Consider the following 17385-nt stretch of genomic DNA (forward strand, 5'->3'; position numbering starts at 1 on the left):
TTAAAGGTCCATTACATGTTTGAACCCAACGTTTTATCATGTAATTCTTTAGTTATTTCATTTTCTGTTGCAACGAAAAAAATCGGTAACAGTATAATTGATACAAGAATAGGACCAACAATAAACAATAAATCGATGCCAGGGCTAAAAAAGAGTCCAAATGCTGTCAGTAATCCAGACATCACTAAAAAAGAAATTTGTGCAATGACAATTAATAACGGAATGAGTTGATATAAATAGTTTAGTTTTCTAAATTGATGCATATTTTCTGGATGCTGAATAATTCGCTTTTTTAAACGTTTAGATAAAATCAAGCATGTAAAAATTTGAACGATAATAAAGCTAAAATACATAATACTACGTAAAATCATTTGTTGTTTTGCAATTGCCCCATCGAAATGCGCAACTCGCTGCTGTAACAGTTCGTTAACTGCACCATTATAGACGTATTCTCGCTCACTCAAAAATGTTAGTGGCTGGTCAAATCCAAATGTTGACCATTCTTTAGCATTTACTTGCCAATTTGCTAATTTACTTGCCATAATACGCAATTGAATAGCTTCATCTTCATTAAACATTCCTACTAATGTGCGATAGGGGATTGCTAATTTCAATTGACCATCTTGTTTTTCTTGAAACAAATCCCCGATAAAAAATGTATAGAATACATCAGATTGATTTGTTTCAAAATGAGCACTTTCCACTTTCCAATGACTAGCTAAGGAGGCTTCAATATCATTTTTCATCTCATTATATTGCATATTGTTATGTAACTGTTTAGGAACCTTATAAACAAAATGATTGTCACTTCCTATGATGCAGATATCCACTTCAACAGGATTTTTAACAATAGTTTTAGCGATTGATGTCATCGGATACATAGAGATGGCGACTAGGAAAAATAGGATTAGTGTTAGCACACTTCTTTTCATGCAGGCTCCCCTTTCCTTCTCATAAGCTAGATTCACATTATCACAGCTTTTACCGAAAAGACTATTTCGTTATTCCGAAAAAATGATAGTGGTTTTCCGAAACACCTTTTTTCGGTATTCCAAAAAAACCTAAAATTATGGATAATATAGTAGATACTTATTGATGAAACGAGGCATTTTCATAATGATTATGAAAAATAAAGAGGATATATTATGCACAAATTGACTTCTAGTATTTTTATCACCTACTTACTTATTGGCATTTATGTACTTGCTATTGCAATTCGTGCCCCTTTTATTAACATTTTAGTCGATACGTCTAGTGAGCTCCCTGTCGTAATTGATCCTTATTATATAGGTTGGGCACAACAACAGAATATTGAGCAAGGAGACACCATTCTGACCATCGATCAACATTCCACGAAAGGTTATGTATCGTCCCAACGAGATTCTTACGTCGCCAGTGCAAATGAGTTGTCGATTTTAAAAGCAGACAGTACAGTACATACAATTGAAGTAAAACACCGTGATCTTCCTGAAGAGTTTTATACACATATTGTTTTTCCGATGTTTTATTTCATCCTTTGTTTTTGTGTTGCTTTCTACTTATGGAAACATAATAAAAATAATTTCATAACAAAATTACTAATACTATTTCTTTTAACATGTTCGTTAGCTTACACAAGCACAGGTGCTTCAAGTCGAGGGAATGTAGTTGGCATGATTGTCAATGGAATTTGTATCGTCTTATGCTTAGTATTAATTATTCACTTTTTACAACAGTATTTCCATTATTTACTTATAAAATGGTCGTACTTAGATACGAGGTGGCTCTATTTTATTCCTTTAGTCATCATTCCATCTTGTTATGTCATTGAATTATTTGTGCCACAATTTAAGGATATCACGCCTAATGTTACGCTTGGTTTATTTGCATTACTCATTTTATACGCTATTTTTATATTACTCACTAGCTATTTACGAACACGGTTAGCGAAAATACGATTAATTGCCATTTCCTGTATTATACCTTTTTTGCCGTTTTTACTATTATTTGTTGTACCTGAAATTTTAGTTGATAAAGCAATCATTCAGCCTGAAATAAGTGTTTTATTTATTTTGTTTATTCCTTTTTCCTTTATTTTCATTCAGTTAAATGAACGATTGTTTGATATTGAGTACCAATTATCCCGTTTTCGCTATTATTCATCACTTGCCTTTTTTATCTCACTAATAATAACGACATTTTTAGCAATATTGTTATTTGAACAGCTTACAATTGCAATGCTAATTGTTGTTTTTATCGTTCTTTTCATAGGCTTTATTACAAGCTTCTATGTAAAAGAGCAACTAGATTTTAAACATCGTAAAATTATATTTTCGTCATCTGGTGATTATGTACATAATTTATATGCGGCTGTTAATCGCATTGGAATTGCAAAAAACCAACAGGAATTACTTAATAAACTTAAAAATGAAATTACCGAAAAACTTGGTACTACAGCATTTACACTTGAAACAATAACCGAGGATGTTCAATTCCCACAAGGCGGCATCCAAATTGAGAACCAAATGACACAACTACTTATCCATGATACAGTGGATGAAAAGATTCTTATTCGGATAAGACACACTTTACAAAAAGAAGAGTTACTTTGGTTGGAGTTACTTGCTTTATATGTCTCTATGTTTATCGACAATTTAAAGCATATTGAAGATTTAGTACGCGATATTCAGCACATGAAAGACACGAATAACACCCAACTTCCCTGGCTCGATAAATTATTATGGAATATTATTGAGAAAGAAAAAAGTATTCTTGCACAGGAGTTACATGACACTATTTTACAGGAGCAGCTTCATTTGGCGAGGGAATTAGATGTTATAGCAAGCTCCCCTATTATTGAAGAAAAAAAAGTGTTAGACATTCGGGAGCAGCTTATTAATGCCACTAAAGATTTACGAGAGTACTGTGAAAATCTAAGTCCCCCATTACTCGATACTTTTGGTTTAGAAATGGCTTTAAAAAAACTTGTACAAAAAGTAAAAATTCGAGCTAACTTTCTATTGAATACTCAAATTGACCGAGTTCAGTTTCAAGATGCAACTTTACATTTAGTCGTCTATCGCCTAGTTCAAGAACTGCTTAACAATGCGATTAAACACGCTGATGCATCGAAGGTTTCACTTAACCTACTTGCGATAAACAATGGTTTTGTTCTCCAATATGACGATAATGGTATTGGGTGTAATATTGAAGATTTAATGCAATCATCCGCTTCTATGGGCATTAATGGAATACGAGAACGTGTTCGAGCGTTTAACGGAGAAATGACCATTACCTCCAAACCAAATGATGGCATGCATGTTTTTATTCAAATTCAAGAGGAATGTGAGGAACCAAACAAATGATTGAAATATTGATTGTAGATGATCATCCTGTCGTTTTAGACGGAACGAAAACATTATTACAAGACTTAGAAAATGTCCATATTGAAACAGAGCAAGAAAGTGCTAATGTCGCTTCCAGAATGGAGACTCAAACTTTCCAGCTCTTTTTAATTGATATTAATATGAAACCGATAAATGGCATTCAGCTTGCTGAAATGATTAAGAAAATACAACCTGAAGCATTGATTATACTTTATACAGGCTATGAGTTGTCCGATTATTACGAGCTACTCGTTGAAAAAAAAGTGGATGGACTTTTATCAAAGCTTGCTACGAAAGAACAAGTTATTCAAACAATCCAAGCTACTTTGCGCGGGGAAATTTTGTTATCGGCTGATTTTTTGGACTTTGTTAAACAGCACTCGAATCGTTCCAATGCAAAGCAGGAAGTATTACTAAGTCATAAGGAACAGGAAATTTTACAGCTCGTAGCACAAGGTTGTACAAATAAAGCCATCGCCTCTGCAATTGGGGTTACCCAACGTACAGTGGAAAATTATTTATCTAAACTCTTTGTAAGATTGCAAGTGGAATCACGTGCTGAGGCAGTAATTGTTGCAAAAGAAAAAGCATGGATTGACTAAAGTCATACGCACTACCTAAAAATTTTGTATAAGTTTACATAGTATCAACATATGTAATAATGGTATAAAATCCATTCAATTTATCGCTTTTTATTAACAAAATAGGTTGTTTATACCTCTTTTCTTTCAGTAAATGGGTCAATCATTACACTTAGAAACAATATTATGTAATTTTTTCTTACTAAAAAACGGCATTTGCTGGATAAATGTATGAAACTGTTATATAATGAAAGTAATAATTAAATTACTTCATCGTAAACAATGAAACCACGTATTCAATAGTAACGTGTTCTTGCGATCTTATGATTATGTGTTTATTTTATACAGAATGAAGGAATATGATTGTTGAATTTATTTTTGGAGGTTTTTTAAATGACTCAAGGTACAGTAAAATGGTTTAACGCAGAAAAAGGTTTTGGCTTCATCGAAGTAGAAGGTGGAAACGATGTATTCGTACACTTCTCTGCAATCCAATCTGAAGGTTTCAAAACACTTGAAGAAGGACAAAAAGTAGAATTCGGCGTTGAAGAAGGTAACCGTGGCCCTCAAGCTACAAACGTTGTAAAACTTTAATTCTTTTTCAAGAATTAACAGTTCAAACTCCAAGAGACATCCTTTATGGATGTCTCTTTTCATTTATAATTATTTCTCTACGCGTAAGAATGGAGACCCGCAATAACCAAGTTAACGAATACTTGATTAAAAACGATAATGCCAAATCCAATTATAGATAACCATGCAGTTTTCTCCCCTTCCCATCCCTTGGAAAGACGTAGATGTAAAAAAGCTGCATAAAATAAAAATGTAATAAGTGCCCAAACTTCTTTCGGATCCCAACCCCAATATCTTCCCCAGGCAATTTGTGCCCATATCATTGCAAACAATAAACCACCTAAAGCAAACAATGGGTAGCCTATCACAACGGCTCTATAAGAAATTTCGTCCATTAATGCAGGCTGTACACGTTTTGTCAGCGGCTTTAATAAAACAATAATCGACTTTCTAAAGAGAATACGTATGATACCATATAAAATGGTCCCCACGATAAATGCCCAGACGATCGAATTTAACTTTTTTGCGTCTATTGTTTGAGGTACTTTCAATACTCCTGTAGAATCTCCATTTTCCTTTAAAGCTCCTGCATTTACAATAAGTGGTGTCATCGTATAGACAATCTGTTCTTCCTTACCTTGTGTATTTTCAAATTGAAGATGTACGTCATCCATCATTATAGTAAAAGCAGTCGATACGCCACTAAAGCCAATGACAACAAGCAAACAGTACATGACAAACTCTAACATAATCGTACTAAGTGATCGTTTTTGAACATCCAACGTTTTTAGTAAATAAATTATCCCCGTTGCAAATGAGATGGATAAAATAGCACTAGAAAAAGCAACTGTCATAACATGAATTGTTAACCAATTACTTTGTAATGAAGGTACAAGTGGAGTAACTTCATTTGTAAAAACGCTTCCATAGCCAAGAATCATTAAAACTACAGGTATTACAAACAACCCTACAACAATTTGCTTATACAAATAATGAATAATGAGGAAGCTAGCCGTTAGCATAATGCCAAAAAACGTCATAAATTCGTACATATTACTAACAGGTGCGTGTTTTACTGCAAACCATCTTAAAATAAAATAGCATAATTGTAAGACAAAGGCGGAATATGTAAGTATAAGACCAAGTCTCTTAAACGTATGTCCTGATGATTTTACTGCAAGTCCAAACGGTAAAATGGCAATTAACAGTAAAATAAAAGCTGCAAATAACGAATACCCACTCATACTTAATATTTTTTCAGTTCCCAACATAACGACCTCCAACATCCTTTTTTGGTAGAAGCTGTGAATGCCTCTCCATAAACAGAACGTAACCCGTTACATTAAGTGCCTTCTTTCATCTGTAAATTTTTACTTGTAATGGTATATGTTACAAATATGTGACGATACAAGAAGAAGCAAACGAATACAAACAGGATTATCCCACCTTTTATGCCTTCCTGATTATTTAATGCAACAGACATCACTTAAATAAAAAACATTCATCATACCATGTAATATAGCGACAGGCATAATAGATAGTCCATATTCTCGGAACATTGAAAGTACTAACGATATTCCATATAACAGCAACAAATAAATAGTTACACCAATAAATGGCATACTATAAGATTTATAAAATAGTGCAATTGGTAAATGCCATAAAGACCATATGGCACCTGTTATGCAAGCGGTTTGCCACAAACTGTATTGCTGACGCAAATAAAAATGGATATTCCCACGCCATACAACTTCCTCTAATAATGCTGAAAATGCACTGATTGTGAGTCCAATGATGACTATTAATGTAGTTTTCATCACTAAATATTTTGCCAAAACAACATTTCCTTATCATGTAATATACAATTTCAAAAAAAAACCAACTTTTCACTTACGCAAAAAGTTGGTTTTTATGAAAGCAGACATGCCTCAATCTACATATTACCAAAAATTATATTATAAGTCTATTTGTTTCTTTAGCTGTATGAGAAAATAATAATGCGCAAATGAAACATAACGTTATGTAAAATAATTCGGAGGTTTTACATGCAACAGAATATTTATGATAATCCAAATTTTTTTAAGCAATACCGACAATTACGAACATCACCATTCAATTATAATCAATTACTTGAGCAACCAGCATTTAAAGCATTACTGCCCGATCTACATGATTTACAATTACTTGATATCGGCTGTGGTACGGGGGAATTTGCAACGTTTTGTATTGAGAACAAAGCAAGGCATGTTACAGCGATAGATGTGTCGAAAAATATGCTTGCTGTTGCTAAAACATTGCATGCACATCCGAACATTTCTTATTGTTTACAATCATTTGAGAAATTTAATGCACCTGCAAATAGCTTTGATTGTATTACAAGCTCTCTCGCTCTACATTATATAGAAGATTTTGATGCCGTAATTGCTAAAGTATCGTCATTGCTTCGTAAAGACGGTTTAGTCATTTTTTCAATAGAACACCCGATTGTCACAGCACGCAAATATATGGATAATTGGATTTGCGATGAGGATGGTGATTTATGTCATTATGCAATTGATGATTATCAAGCGGAAGGCTTACGGGAGCAAACCTGGTTAGTTGAAGGTGTTATAAAGTATCATCGAACGCTGTCTACTATACTCAATACACTAATTGCGCATGGACTCACTCTGGAGAAAATTGAAGAACCAGTCCCTTCTATCGAAGCAATACAAGCACTGCCAAAACTAAAAAAAGAATTAAGGAAACCTTCCTTTTTATTAGTACGAGCAAAGAAGCACTAAAGCGTGACAGGCACTCAAACAATTCTGAATTATCAAAATAAAAATCCACTTAGACTTCTGCGGCTTACACTGTGCCGCGGAAAGCAATGTGGATTTTCACTTATAGTAAGACGATATTATGCTAGTTATATTATGGCAAGTGGCAGACACTCAAACAATTACTTCTCAATTTCATTCACTTTTGATTTAAAGTAAATGATTTCAGGATCACCATCATCCAAGTTTTCAATATAGCCACTTCTATTAAATCCAGCCACTTCAAATACTTTTTGCATTTGCAAATTTGAATGATTTGTAGAGGAGAAAATTTTGGATGTTGGTGCCATACTGACAAAACTAGCTAGTAGTGATGAAGCCACCCCTTTTCTTCGTTCAGAAGGTTTTACAATGATCAATGAAATAAAACTACATTCAAAAAAATTAGTCGTAAAAATTAAAAATCCTGCAATACCGCTGTGCGTTCTTTGAATAAGGCATCGCTTTTCTTCAATTGCTTTTTTTATCATATCATTTCTTGAATAATCCCCTATTACTTCTTTATCCATTGTACATAGGTCATCAATATGCTCTATACTTGCCTCTATTACTGGCATCATTTCATTCACCCTTATTTCATTTGACAGTTTATAAATAATAACTCATTACTTTCAACTCATCGTTAATCCCTGCTGCATTGACGCCTTCATCTACAAAGCCACATTTTTTATAAAGAGCCTGTGCCGCGATATTAGGAAAATTCACACCTAAAACTAGTTCGTTTATAGTAGGAAAATGTTGTTGCACAAACGAGGGCAATAATTGTAATGCTTCAGTTGCATACCCCTTACCTTGTTCATTGACATCCGTTGAAAATGCACGAATTAATAAAGCTTGATCATTTCCAGTGTAAGGTTTTACTCCTTCCTTTTCGTGAAGAACAAAAAACGTAACGAGCTTCCCTTCTTTTATCCCTAACACTGCATGTCGACTTTTATCAGTTTTAACTAATTCAATACTTGCCTGAGGGGACATCGTATAGCGAAGCTGCTCTTTAGTTATCATGTATTGCTCTATCAATGAACGATCAGATACATCATAAAATTTTAGTCGCATTTTATCATTCCTTCCATTTACATCCATATAATTTTAACATATTTTAGAAATTAATAGCAGATTATCATAATTTAAAATTTACTAAATTCAATCACACACTATCGTATTAATCTTCATTTATTTACTTTAAATTCCAAACTATGCTATTATTATACTATTCAATTTAAAGGAGATGCGACTATGATTGCGTTAAAAGCAGTAGAAATGTTTGGAACAAGCTAATTTTAAAGGGATGTAAAACTTACACTGCAGCCCTTAAACAAGGGAGAATTTACATGGAACAATATTTTAAAGATTTTCTTAATGGGCAATCAATTATATTAAAGCAAATGGCATCTTCTGATTTAGAAGAGTTTATAAAGATAGAGAGTGAACAACATACTTTATTACTTGCTAATGATGAAATTCCATTTCCACATACAGTAGAAGACCATTCTACATTCTTTCAAAATATTAGTGGAAAAAAGGAAGAATTTTTCTTTGGTATTTTTGAAAAGACGACGCAACAGCTTATTGGTTCATGTGGTGTATATTCTATTAATTGGATTAATAGTACATGTTTAGTAGGCATATCTTTGAGTGAAAAATGGCAAGGTAAAGGATTAGGTACTGATGCTATGCAGACGCTCATCACGTTCATCTTCGACTACATTGCAATAAACAAAATTAAACTACAAGTGTTCAGCTTTAATGTAGGCGCGATACGTTCCTATGAAAAATGTGGATTTACAAAAGAAGGTACCCTTCGTAATGAAATTTTCCGCTTCGGTAAATTTCACGATATTATCTTATTCGGCCTATTACGTGAAGAATGGCCCCCATTTAGTTAAAAAAAGCGCACACATTCAATATAATGAATGTGTGCGTTACTCATTTATAATGTACCATATATTGACTTCGCTTTTTGACCATTTAGAAAAAAAGACTATATATGTCAAGCAATTTCAAGAAAAAGAATTATTCCTAATAATTAAACAGCAAATAATAGAATTTGATAAATTGCGACAAGAAATGAAATATTGTAACGTTTCTCATTAACTATTCTAATTAGATAGATTATTCTCTATAGTAAAAAAGACACAAACGAAAAAAGTTTAATTCTAAACATTTTTTAAAGAAAAAACACTGTCAATTCGCTAATACATAACTTATTAATCAAACAAAAGGGTAAAAAATTTTCACTAGAATTCACATTATTTTTATAGATACTTAGACTAATTTGTGACTAAATTACGAATTTCAATTTCGATACACAATGTGACAATTTTTTTGTTTTAAGTGATATACAATGAAAAAGCTGAATCAAAGTCATTGGAATTTAAAATCAAGAATATGCGGAAAAAAATTAGGAGGAGAATAAGTTGGTACATTTATTGCTTAAACAATTCTTGAAGTTCGAAATTGAGATTAAAAGGAGAATTATGTATAAAAAGGCAAAAGATTTAGGATTTACCCACCCCGCGGTAGTAGATTATAGCCAAGAACTTGATGTTTTACTAAATAAATATTTAAAACAAGCATCCTAATATAAAGGAGGAGTATTTATAAATAAATTTTATTATGTAATCCCATTTTCGATAAAACCAGTCATAAATAATGTATACTTGGCTGGTTTTTCGCTCAGTCCAACTACTTGTTAAAATGTCCTTTTGATATTCCTTAGTTTTCAAAATGTTACTGTAATGAAACGTATACATAACAAAAAATTGGGAAATCTACCTATAACAATAATTATAGGAGGCCAAATTATGCAAGTACTGTTTTTAACCTTGGTCGTTATTTCTAATTTATTTACACACACAGAGACTTTACCAAAAGAGTCGACAACTACTATATGTGAACCTATCACAACATCTGACACTACGCTTCAATACCCTAGTAATCACTTTCAATCATTTCTTGTTGAAGACGAATTTTATAAGAAATTAGATAAATCCATCTATGAAGAGTATAAAGATTCATCGTTTAACGTTCGCCAAAAAATTCTATTTAAAGATGTGCCTGCCACTTATAAAATGTTTAATATACAAACAAATGACAACAGTAGAAAATTAGATCTCTCAGATTACTTTATGATTCATCCAAACAGACAAGTATATTTTTTAGCCTCATATCGCCAAAACGAACAAGAAGAATTTCATAAATATATAGTGATCGATGCAGAAACGAATAATATACTATTAGGTAGTAGTACGTATTCACCAATACTAAAAGCTGATACGCCGCTTTGATACTATAAAGCACATTTACTATATACTATGCTTGAATTACCATTACTAGAAGCATAATCTTTGCTGTTTTTAATAAATGATTTACTTTTATTTGTAATGAGAAAAAGCTTGATTGAAATATCCAACCAGGCTTTTCTCTATTATTAACTAGTAGGTAAAGCTTTTTGCAATATTTCTTGTTTGATTTCATCAACAAACTGCTGCAATGTTTTTTCATTTAACTCTTGATGACCAAATTTGCGTACAGTTACACTTTGATTGTCGCGCTCTTTATCCCCCAATACTAGAATATATGGTGTTTTCTTCATCTGTGCTTCTCTTATTTTTTTTCCGAGCTTCTCCTGACGGTTATCTGCTCGGACTCGTATTTGTTCTTTTTCAAGTGCATGTACAACCTGTTGGACATATTCTTGATGGATAGGAGCAACCCCTATCACAATTACTTGTTGTGGTGCTAACCAAGTCGGAAATGCCCCGCCAAAATGTTCAATTAAAATGCCTAAAAAGCGGTCAATTGAGCCAAAAACAGCACGATGGATAACGACAGGTCTTACTTTTTCGTTTTGTTCGTTTAAATATGTTAAATCGAATTTCTCAGGCAGTTGGAAATCTAGTTGAATTGTTGCACATTGGTGACTGCGTTTAATAGCATCTTTTATGTGAATGTCAATTTTAGGTCCGTAAAATGCGCCGTCGCCTTCGTTTATTTTATAAGCATATCCTGCATTATTTAAAACATTTTCCAATGCTCTTTCTGCTTTATCCCAAAGCTGAATATCCCCCATAAAATCAGCAGGACGTGTCGATAATTCAATTTCATATTGGAAGCCAAATACTTGATACGTGTGATCAATAATCTTTAGCGCTAAATTAATTTCATCCTCTATTTGCTCTGGTGTGACAAAAATATGGGCATCGTCTTGGCAAAAAGTTCGTACACGTAATAGGCCATTTAATGCACCACTAAATTCATGTCGATGAACTTGCCCAAATTCCGCCATACGAATCGGCAAATCACGGTAGGAATGTCTTGCATTTTTAAAAATCAACATATGTCCAGGACAATTCATCGGCTTTAATGCGAAGCTTTGAGCATCTACTTGTGTAAAATACATATTGTCTTTATAGTGGTCCCAATGTCCCGATTGTTCCCATAGACGCTGGTTCATCATAAATGGTGTACGAACTTCTTGATAGTCATACTTCGTTTGAAGATTTCGTAAAAAGGATTCTAATTCATTTCGAATAATTTGACCATTTGCTAAATAGAACGGCATGCCTGGTGCTTCTTCGGAAAACATAAATAATTCAAGTTCTTTTCCTAATTTACGATGATTGCGTTTTTCTGCTTCTTCTAAAAATACAAAGTAATCTTGTAATTCTTCTTTTGTAGCAAATGAAACACCATAAATGCGCTGAAGCATTTTATTTTGGCTATCGCCGCGCCAATACGCTCCAGAAACTTGCATTAATTGAAAGTGTTGCAATTTACCTGTTGACGATACATGCGGACCGCGACATAAATCATAATAATCACCTTGCTCATAAACAGTAATTATTTCTTCTTCGGGAATATCAGCTAGTAATTCCAACTTTAATTTCTCATGCTGAAACAACTGTTTAGCTTCTTCTCGCGATACTACCTTTCGATGGATTTCAATATTTTCTTGAACAATTCGTTTCATCATTTTTTCTATTTTTTGTAAGTCTGTTGGTACAAGAGATTGTGCTAAATCGATATCATAATAAAACCCATTTTCGATGACAGGCCCTACTCCATACTGCGCATCTGGATATATTCGTTTAATAGCTTGTGCTAATAAATGAGCAGTTGAATGACGAATAACCTCGATTCCCTCGACTGAGCTAGCATCAAATAGATTGATTTGGGCATCTGCCAATATTGGGCGCGTCAAATCAGTGATGGTTCCGTTCACACTTCCTACAATTGCTTTTTTGCGCAGTGCGGGGCTAATCGCCTGTGCAATGTCGGTTAGTGAAACACCTTTTGTAAATACTTGTTGTTTTCCATCTGGAAACTGAATGTTTAATACTTGATTTGACATGTTCTTTTCTCCTTTACTAGAAAATAAAAAAAACACATATTCGTCCCAAAATAGGGACGAGTATGTGTAATTTACCCGTGGTTCCACCCAAATTCCCACTAGATGCACTAGCGGCTCATTGACTTTGCTGTAACGTCGCAATTACGGTGCTTGTTTCCAAGCACTGCTCAAAGGTAGTAAAAAATGATGCGGCATTAGGAAGTTTTCAGCTAGGCTTCCCTCTCTGTGAATCGTTCATCAGTTCTCTTGTCCCTGTCATAGCTATTTTCATTGTTTCATGAAATTGGTATTTACTATATCGGACATCTAAATACTTGTCAATATTTGAAAATTAATTTTCACATTAACAACTGTGACCTTTTTATTGATATCACTGTGTGTAAAACGCATACATTTTTTCTGAAAAAAATTTTTGTTATGGGATTGCGGATTTATCGTGAAGTTCATTCCTTATGAGTTAATAATGGTTGACCACTACTTCATTATGCCAGCTTATGGATTCTGACAATTGATAGGACACTAAGTTAGCAGTTACGACTAGCATAACACCTGCTCTAGACAGTATTGTATGCGTCGGTTTTTCTAATACAAGAACAATATAGCCCTCACCACTACCTTGACAATCAATTGCATTCGTCGCATCTATATCAAAAGTAGTGTATTTGTCTTCTATCAATGTAGGGATTCGGTCTTCCCTATAGCTTCCATGTTCTTTCAAATTGTAGCTGACTGGCATCCATCCTTCTGACCAATCAATACTACCGATAATTTCTTTACTACGATTGGCAAGTTTTCCGATTGAAAACGTAAAGTATATCTTCATAACGGCCTGGTCCAATTCATTCTTTCCTTCACATATTGCTTCAACCTGGAGCATTATATCACCTTTAGACTGCTTCTTAACAACAACTAAAATGGTACCTAAAATACTAAGTACAAGCACGACACCAACTATTACTAATCCCATTAGACCCCTCCTATCATTGCAATAACTATTACCATTAGATTACCATGATTTAGGAAAAAAGGGATTTTTTCATCAAACAATCTTATGAAATGACATCGGCATAAACGATATGACAAATAATTTAGTTATACATAAATGATGACTGCTTCGTTTTTTATCTATTTAGATTTAGTATCATTTTTTTGCTCGTCATTTAGTTGAAGCTCCGCTGTTAATGTAAATGGTATTTTCAAATAGTTATATTGAATTGTAACCTTTTGAATCGTTGGAGCATTTACTTGTATTGCATAATGTTGCGGTTGTTTACCAATTGCCTGTCTGTCTATGTATTGACTTGGGAAAATTCTTACTTGCGTTAATTTATGAAATGTCATGTTTGCGTTGTTTTCAATTTTTGTACCTATTTCAAATGGTTCTGATTTGCTAACAATAAGCTTAGCACTTTCCGGTAACTTTTCATCGACAAGAATCGTTTGTAACTGTAGCTCTCTTATACCTTTATTTTCAATTTCGATTAAACGGATAGTAGGGTTACCATCAGCGCTTGTATACCCATTGATAACAAGTGGCGGATTACTTTTCAAATAAATCACAAATGCCGCTCCCACTACTAGCACACTAAAGAATAGAATAAATAATATTTTTTTCATTGGATTCCTCACTTTCAATCTTCAACATAATTATAGCGAGAAATGATAGGCAGCGGAATATATTTCACCATAGTGGCAATCGTTTCAAATGCAAAAAACCATCTGTCTCAAAACGAGGCAGATGGTTTTTGCAAACGTATTTCATCACGAATAGGAATACCGTCATTGCCGATTAGTGGAATCTCAGGTTTCATTGCTCTTGCACGTTCTACTGCATTTCGTAAAATTTCTACGAGGTAATAGCCACGCTTTTGGTAAAATTTTAATGCATGTAAATTATCATTCGTTGTAATGAGTGAAACAACTGTACAGCGGTGTTGCCGTGCATGCTCTTCTACTACTTGTACAAGTAATGTCCCGATACCTTTTCCCTCTTCCGTGCTATCGAGAGAAATAATTTCACATTCGTCCTCACGAATTACGTATGTTACTAGACCTGCGATTTTTTTATTCTCGTTAATAAAAGCAAAGCCTTCTAACTTACTACAATCATAAATCCCACTGGAAATAACCATTTCTGTAGTTCCCCAATGCGCTTGAAAAAACTCAATGACATCCTTTTTATTGACTTGTGAAATATTTATAACTGACATTTTACATCACCTACTTTAAATTGAAATATGAAATACTCCAGCAATTGCTTTCTGAATACCTAAACAGAATGCCCATGATGCTACTCCTAGCGCTATAGCAAAAACAATATGGATAGACGATTTCATCGCCATATACATAACAAAAAGCATGACCATCGTTGCAGGAAGTCCAACGATTACCCCTACCATAAAGCGCTGAATATGCTCATTAGGTTCACTTTGAACTGTTAGCCAAATAATACTCAAAATACTGACAAGTGGTAGTGCGGCAATCACACCACCGTATGTAGGAAATCTTCTCGCAACTTCTGTCACAATGGCGATAATTGCTGCGGAACTAATAATTTTTATAAGTGTATACATCATTTCGATACCTCACTTAATAGCCGAAATGCTTCCAAAATAGTTTTTTGTTCTTCTTCTGATAATAGGTTCAATGCTTGCTTAAGCTTATTATCGTCTAATTCTGTGTTTTTCTTTAAAACGATTCGCCCTGCATCCGTTAGATAGAGTTTAACTTTGCGTTGATCCTCGGTTGCTCGAATCTTCTCAACCCAGCTAAGACGTTCAAGCTTTTTTATATGCTCTGAAGCTGTATTTTGTGAAATATTAAGCAACGCTGCAATATCACGGACTGTCACTTCATCTTCCTTTTGAATCATCTGTAAAATACGCACACTTTGATGGGAAATCACATCTTCATGTGTTGTATGGAGATGATAAAAAATATTTGTGAAATAATGGTTAATATCTTGTATCATATATTTTAGGCTCCTTTAATATATCGTCAATAGCGATTATATCGTATAATACGATATATTAAAAGAGATTACTATTAATTTATGAGAAATTTATAATACGACAAACTATCGTTCTGCTGTCAGTGTTTATTCTTTTAACGAAATTGGAATCGATCAACAATTTTCATTGATTCCCAATCGTAAGTAATCGTAAAATCTTTCTCACCTCAGCGCTGAAAATCGCTAGTTATTTCAAATTGATTTCTTTATTTGATAACTTTTTCCTACTAACATTGATAGGCTCTTGTAAGCATGTACTATGTACAGTATCATTACACTACTAAATTTAGAAGAGAATACAAAATTGAGGGTTACGCGTGTTATATTTGGTGTATTTTTTTGTCGGTGGAGCCATTATGGTGCTTGCATTGCTTTTAAGTTAGTCAAAATATTTATTTTTATCGGGCATTATTACTGCCTTGCCAATTCTGACGCTCATTAATATGAGTATGCAAATGAAAAATATGAAAGCAGACACCTTTCATAGCGTTTTACAAAATACAGTTTTTGGAGCAGTAGGTATGTTGCTTTTCACTGTACTCGCCTTCCTATTAACAAACTGGTATAAGCCTAGCATTGCTATTATGGGTGCATTACTTGTCTATGCAATTTTCATGCTTTCGGGGAAGTTTATTATTTCTATGGTGTCATAAATTCAATAGTGCACGGTTTTAGGGCTGCTTTGCACAGCCCTTTTTTATTTTAGAAAAACTCCACCTCTTTCTTTATTTCATTACCTTAAAATGTTAAAATAATAATAGTTCTCTTTACAAGGAGGAATCGAAATGGTCGCATTCTATTGTAATGCCTGCTCTAGACCCGCCTATCTACAGGTCGAAGAGGTCTAGGTTAACTCCACAAATGGATGATCTCTTTAGGCCACAAATACAAAAGCCTAATATACAGGAGTGATTTCACATGGAAAAGCAAGCAATTCAGCCGTTTTTAACGGTTGCAAACTATAATTTACTTGGTCAACAAATGAATAAAATTTTACAAACAATAGCTACTTCAAAAGATACAAATGTCATTCAAACTGTGCGTGGCCTTGTTCAAACAGAGATTTCTGATAACATTGTCATGACAACTTCAGAAGCCCAACTGATTGAGCCTATTTATTCTGTAACTGAGCGTGCAGCAGGTGAAGCGTATTTACACGACCTAAAGTCATATGTCATCCCATTTAAGCCAATTACCGCAAGCACTATAAAAAGCTTGTTTAAAAAAGAAAAGAAGCTAAAGTTGCCAAATCTAGAACGATTAGATTTTCAGCAAATTTGTTATTTCGCTTGGGATGATCCTGGTACACATCGTAAGTATGTCATTTTAGAGCAAGACGATAAGCTAAAAACAATCAAAGGCATATTTGCAAATAACACAGTTCGTGGTATATGTGCTATATGTAATCGTCACTCTGATGTAGGACTATTTACGACTTCCATCAAAGGGAATGTCGTTGGCACTTATACGAACCATAGTAATTATATTTGTGCTGACAGCGATACGTGTAATCAGCATGTGACAGATATAGATAAAACAATCGCATTTTTTGAGCGCGTTACTTGATCATAAACAGCCTTCCCTACTTTAGGGAAGGCTGTATTTTGTGTGTTGTTAATACAATCAGGCAAACTTTCCGCACAAAAAAACCATCCTTAAAAGCATTTGCCATTAACTTTAAAGG

The 17385-nt window shown here is 33.8% G+C and carries 20 protein-coding genes; 9 read left to right on the forward strand and 11 right to left on the reverse strand.

Translation table 11 applies throughout. The annotated features are described in order from the left end of the window. Positions 1-11 precede the first annotated feature (11 nt). Entirely contained in the window at positions 12-932 is a 921-nt protein-coding gene (locus ACQKNX_RS06590; protein ID WP_427428139.1) for a hypothetical protein, read from the reverse strand. 213 nt (positions 933-1145) lie between these two features. On the opposite strand from ACQKNX_RS06590, the gene ACQKNX_RS06595 reads away from it, so the two are divergent. The 3 genes from ACQKNX_RS06595 to ACQKNX_RS06605 all read left to right on the forward strand — a co-directional run bounded on the left by ACQKNX_RS06595 (position 1146) and on the right by ACQKNX_RS06605 (position 4540). Then, positions 1146-3344 (forward strand): ATP-binding protein, encoded by a 2199-nt coding sequence (locus ACQKNX_RS06595; RefSeq protein WP_427428140.1) that lies wholly within the window; start codon positions 1146-1148, stop codon positions 3342-3344. Next, complete coding sequence (locus tag ACQKNX_RS06600) at positions 3341-3967, forward strand: response regulator (RefSeq protein ID WP_427428141.1); 627 nt, start codon at positions 3341-3343, stop codon at positions 3965-3967. Before ACQKNX_RS06595 ends, ACQKNX_RS06600 begins: the two co-directional genes overlap by 4 nt. Before the next feature lie 372 nt (positions 3968-4339). Then, positions 4340-4540 (forward strand): cold-shock protein, encoded by a 201-nt coding sequence (locus ACQKNX_RS06605; protein ID WP_010859201.1) that lies wholly within the window; start codon positions 4340-4342, stop codon positions 4538-4540. 77 nt (positions 4541-4617) lie between these two features. Here ACQKNX_RS06605 and ccsB read toward each other — a convergent pair whose 3' ends face one another. Both ccsB and ACQKNX_RS06615 read right to left on the reverse strand, forming a co-directional pair. Continuing rightward, complete coding sequence (gene ccsB, locus ACQKNX_RS06610) at positions 4618-5772, reverse strand: c-type cytochrome biogenesis protein CcsB (protein WP_427428270.1); 1155 nt, start codon at positions 5770-5772, stop codon at positions 4618-4620. 210 nt (positions 5773-5982) lie between these two features. Next, on the reverse strand, positions 5983-6354 hold the full coding sequence (locus tag ACQKNX_RS06615; RefSeq protein ID WP_427428142.1) for a CPBP family intramembrane glutamic endopeptidase: 372 nt from the start codon (positions 6352-6354) through the stop codon (positions 5983-5985). 210 nt (positions 6355-6564) lie between these two features. On the opposite strand from ACQKNX_RS06615, the gene ACQKNX_RS06620 reads away from it, so the two are divergent. Continuing rightward, a complete protein-coding gene (locus ACQKNX_RS06620; RefSeq protein WP_427428143.1) occupies positions 6565-7302 on the forward strand; it encodes a class I SAM-dependent DNA methyltransferase in 738 nt (245 codons plus the stop codon). Positions 7303-7460: 158 nt separating this feature from the next. On the opposite strand, the gene ACQKNX_RS06625 is transcribed toward ACQKNX_RS06620, so the two are convergent. Then, on the reverse strand, positions 7461-7898 hold the full coding sequence (locus tag ACQKNX_RS06625; protein ID WP_427428144.1) for a GNAT family N-acetyltransferase: 438 nt from the start codon (positions 7896-7898) through the stop codon (positions 7461-7463). A 28-nt stretch (positions 7899-7926) separates the two neighbouring features. After that, positions 7927-8394 (reverse strand): GNAT family N-acetyltransferase, encoded by a 468-nt coding sequence (locus tag ACQKNX_RS06630; protein WP_427428145.1) that lies wholly within the window; start codon positions 8392-8394, stop codon positions 7927-7929. A gap of 275 nt (positions 8395-8669) precedes the next feature. On the opposite strand from ACQKNX_RS06630, the gene ACQKNX_RS06635 reads away from it, so the two are divergent. From ACQKNX_RS06635 to ACQKNX_RS06645, 3 genes are all read left to right on the forward strand, one after another. Then, on the forward strand, positions 8670-9224 hold the full coding sequence (locus tag ACQKNX_RS06635) for a GNAT family N-acetyltransferase (RefSeq protein ID WP_427428146.1): 555 nt from the start codon (positions 8670-8672) through the stop codon (positions 9222-9224). A gap of 531 nt (positions 9225-9755) precedes the next feature. Next, positions 9756-9920 (forward strand): aspartyl-phosphate phosphatase Spo0E family protein, encoded by a 165-nt coding sequence (locus ACQKNX_RS06640; RefSeq protein WP_172771661.1) that lies wholly within the window; start codon positions 9756-9758, stop codon positions 9918-9920. A 222-nt stretch (positions 9921-10142) separates the two neighbouring features. After that, positions 10143-10625, forward strand: a complete 483-nt coding sequence (locus ACQKNX_RS06645) for a hypothetical protein (protein WP_427428147.1) — start codon at positions 10143-10145, stop codon at positions 10623-10625. 143 nt (positions 10626-10768) lie between these two features. On the opposite strand, the gene thrS is transcribed toward ACQKNX_RS06645, so the two are convergent. The 6 genes from thrS to ACQKNX_RS06675 form a co-directional block, all read right to left on the reverse strand. Next, the gene (gene thrS / locus ACQKNX_RS06650; protein WP_427428148.1) at positions 10769-12691 is read right to left on the reverse strand and encodes a threonine--tRNA ligase; all 1923 of its coding nucleotides are present in this window, start codon (positions 12689-12691) and stop codon (positions 10769-10771) included. 457 nt (positions 12692-13148) lie between these two features. Further along, positions 13149-13658 (reverse strand): hypothetical protein, encoded by a 510-nt coding sequence (locus ACQKNX_RS06655; protein ID WP_427428149.1) that lies wholly within the window; start codon positions 13656-13658, stop codon positions 13149-13151. 158 nt (positions 13659-13816) lie between these two features. After that, complete coding sequence (locus ACQKNX_RS06660) at positions 13817-14308, reverse strand: hypothetical protein (RefSeq protein WP_427428150.1); 492 nt, start codon at positions 14306-14308, stop codon at positions 13817-13819. 107 nt (positions 14309-14415) lie between these two features. Continuing rightward, on the reverse strand, positions 14416-14901 hold the full coding sequence (locus tag ACQKNX_RS06665; protein ID WP_427428151.1) for a GNAT family N-acetyltransferase: 486 nt from the start codon (positions 14899-14901) through the stop codon (positions 14416-14418). Positions 14902-14916: 15 nt separating this feature from the next. Continuing rightward, entirely contained in the window at positions 14917-15264 is a 348-nt protein-coding gene (locus tag ACQKNX_RS06670; RefSeq protein WP_427428271.1) for a DUF3147 family protein, read from the reverse strand. Further along, positions 15264-15662, reverse strand: a complete 399-nt coding sequence (locus ACQKNX_RS06675) for a MarR family winged helix-turn-helix transcriptional regulator (RefSeq protein WP_427428152.1) — start codon at positions 15660-15662, stop codon at positions 15264-15266. The genes ACQKNX_RS06670 and ACQKNX_RS06675 overlap by 1 nt, the downstream gene beginning before the upstream one ends. A 494-nt stretch (positions 15663-16156) precedes the next feature. On the opposite strand from ACQKNX_RS06675, the gene ACQKNX_RS06680 reads away from it, so the two are divergent. Both ACQKNX_RS06680 and ACQKNX_RS06685 read left to right on the forward strand, forming a co-directional pair. Continuing rightward, a complete protein-coding gene (locus ACQKNX_RS06680) occupies positions 16157-16354 on the forward strand; it encodes a hypothetical protein (RefSeq protein WP_427428153.1) in 198 nt (65 codons plus the stop codon). Positions 16355-16619: 265 nt separating this feature from the next. Next, on the forward strand, positions 16620-17267 hold the full coding sequence (locus tag ACQKNX_RS06685) for a FusB/FusC family EF-G-binding protein (RefSeq protein WP_427428154.1): 648 nt from the start codon (positions 16620-16622) through the stop codon (positions 17265-17267). The last annotated feature ends 118 nt before the right edge of the window (positions 17268-17385 follow it).

This window comes from Lysinibacillus sp. NPDC093712 (genome assembly GCF_050280025.1).
GTDB lineage: Bacteria > Bacillota > Bacilli > Bacillales_A > Planococcaceae > Lysinibacillus.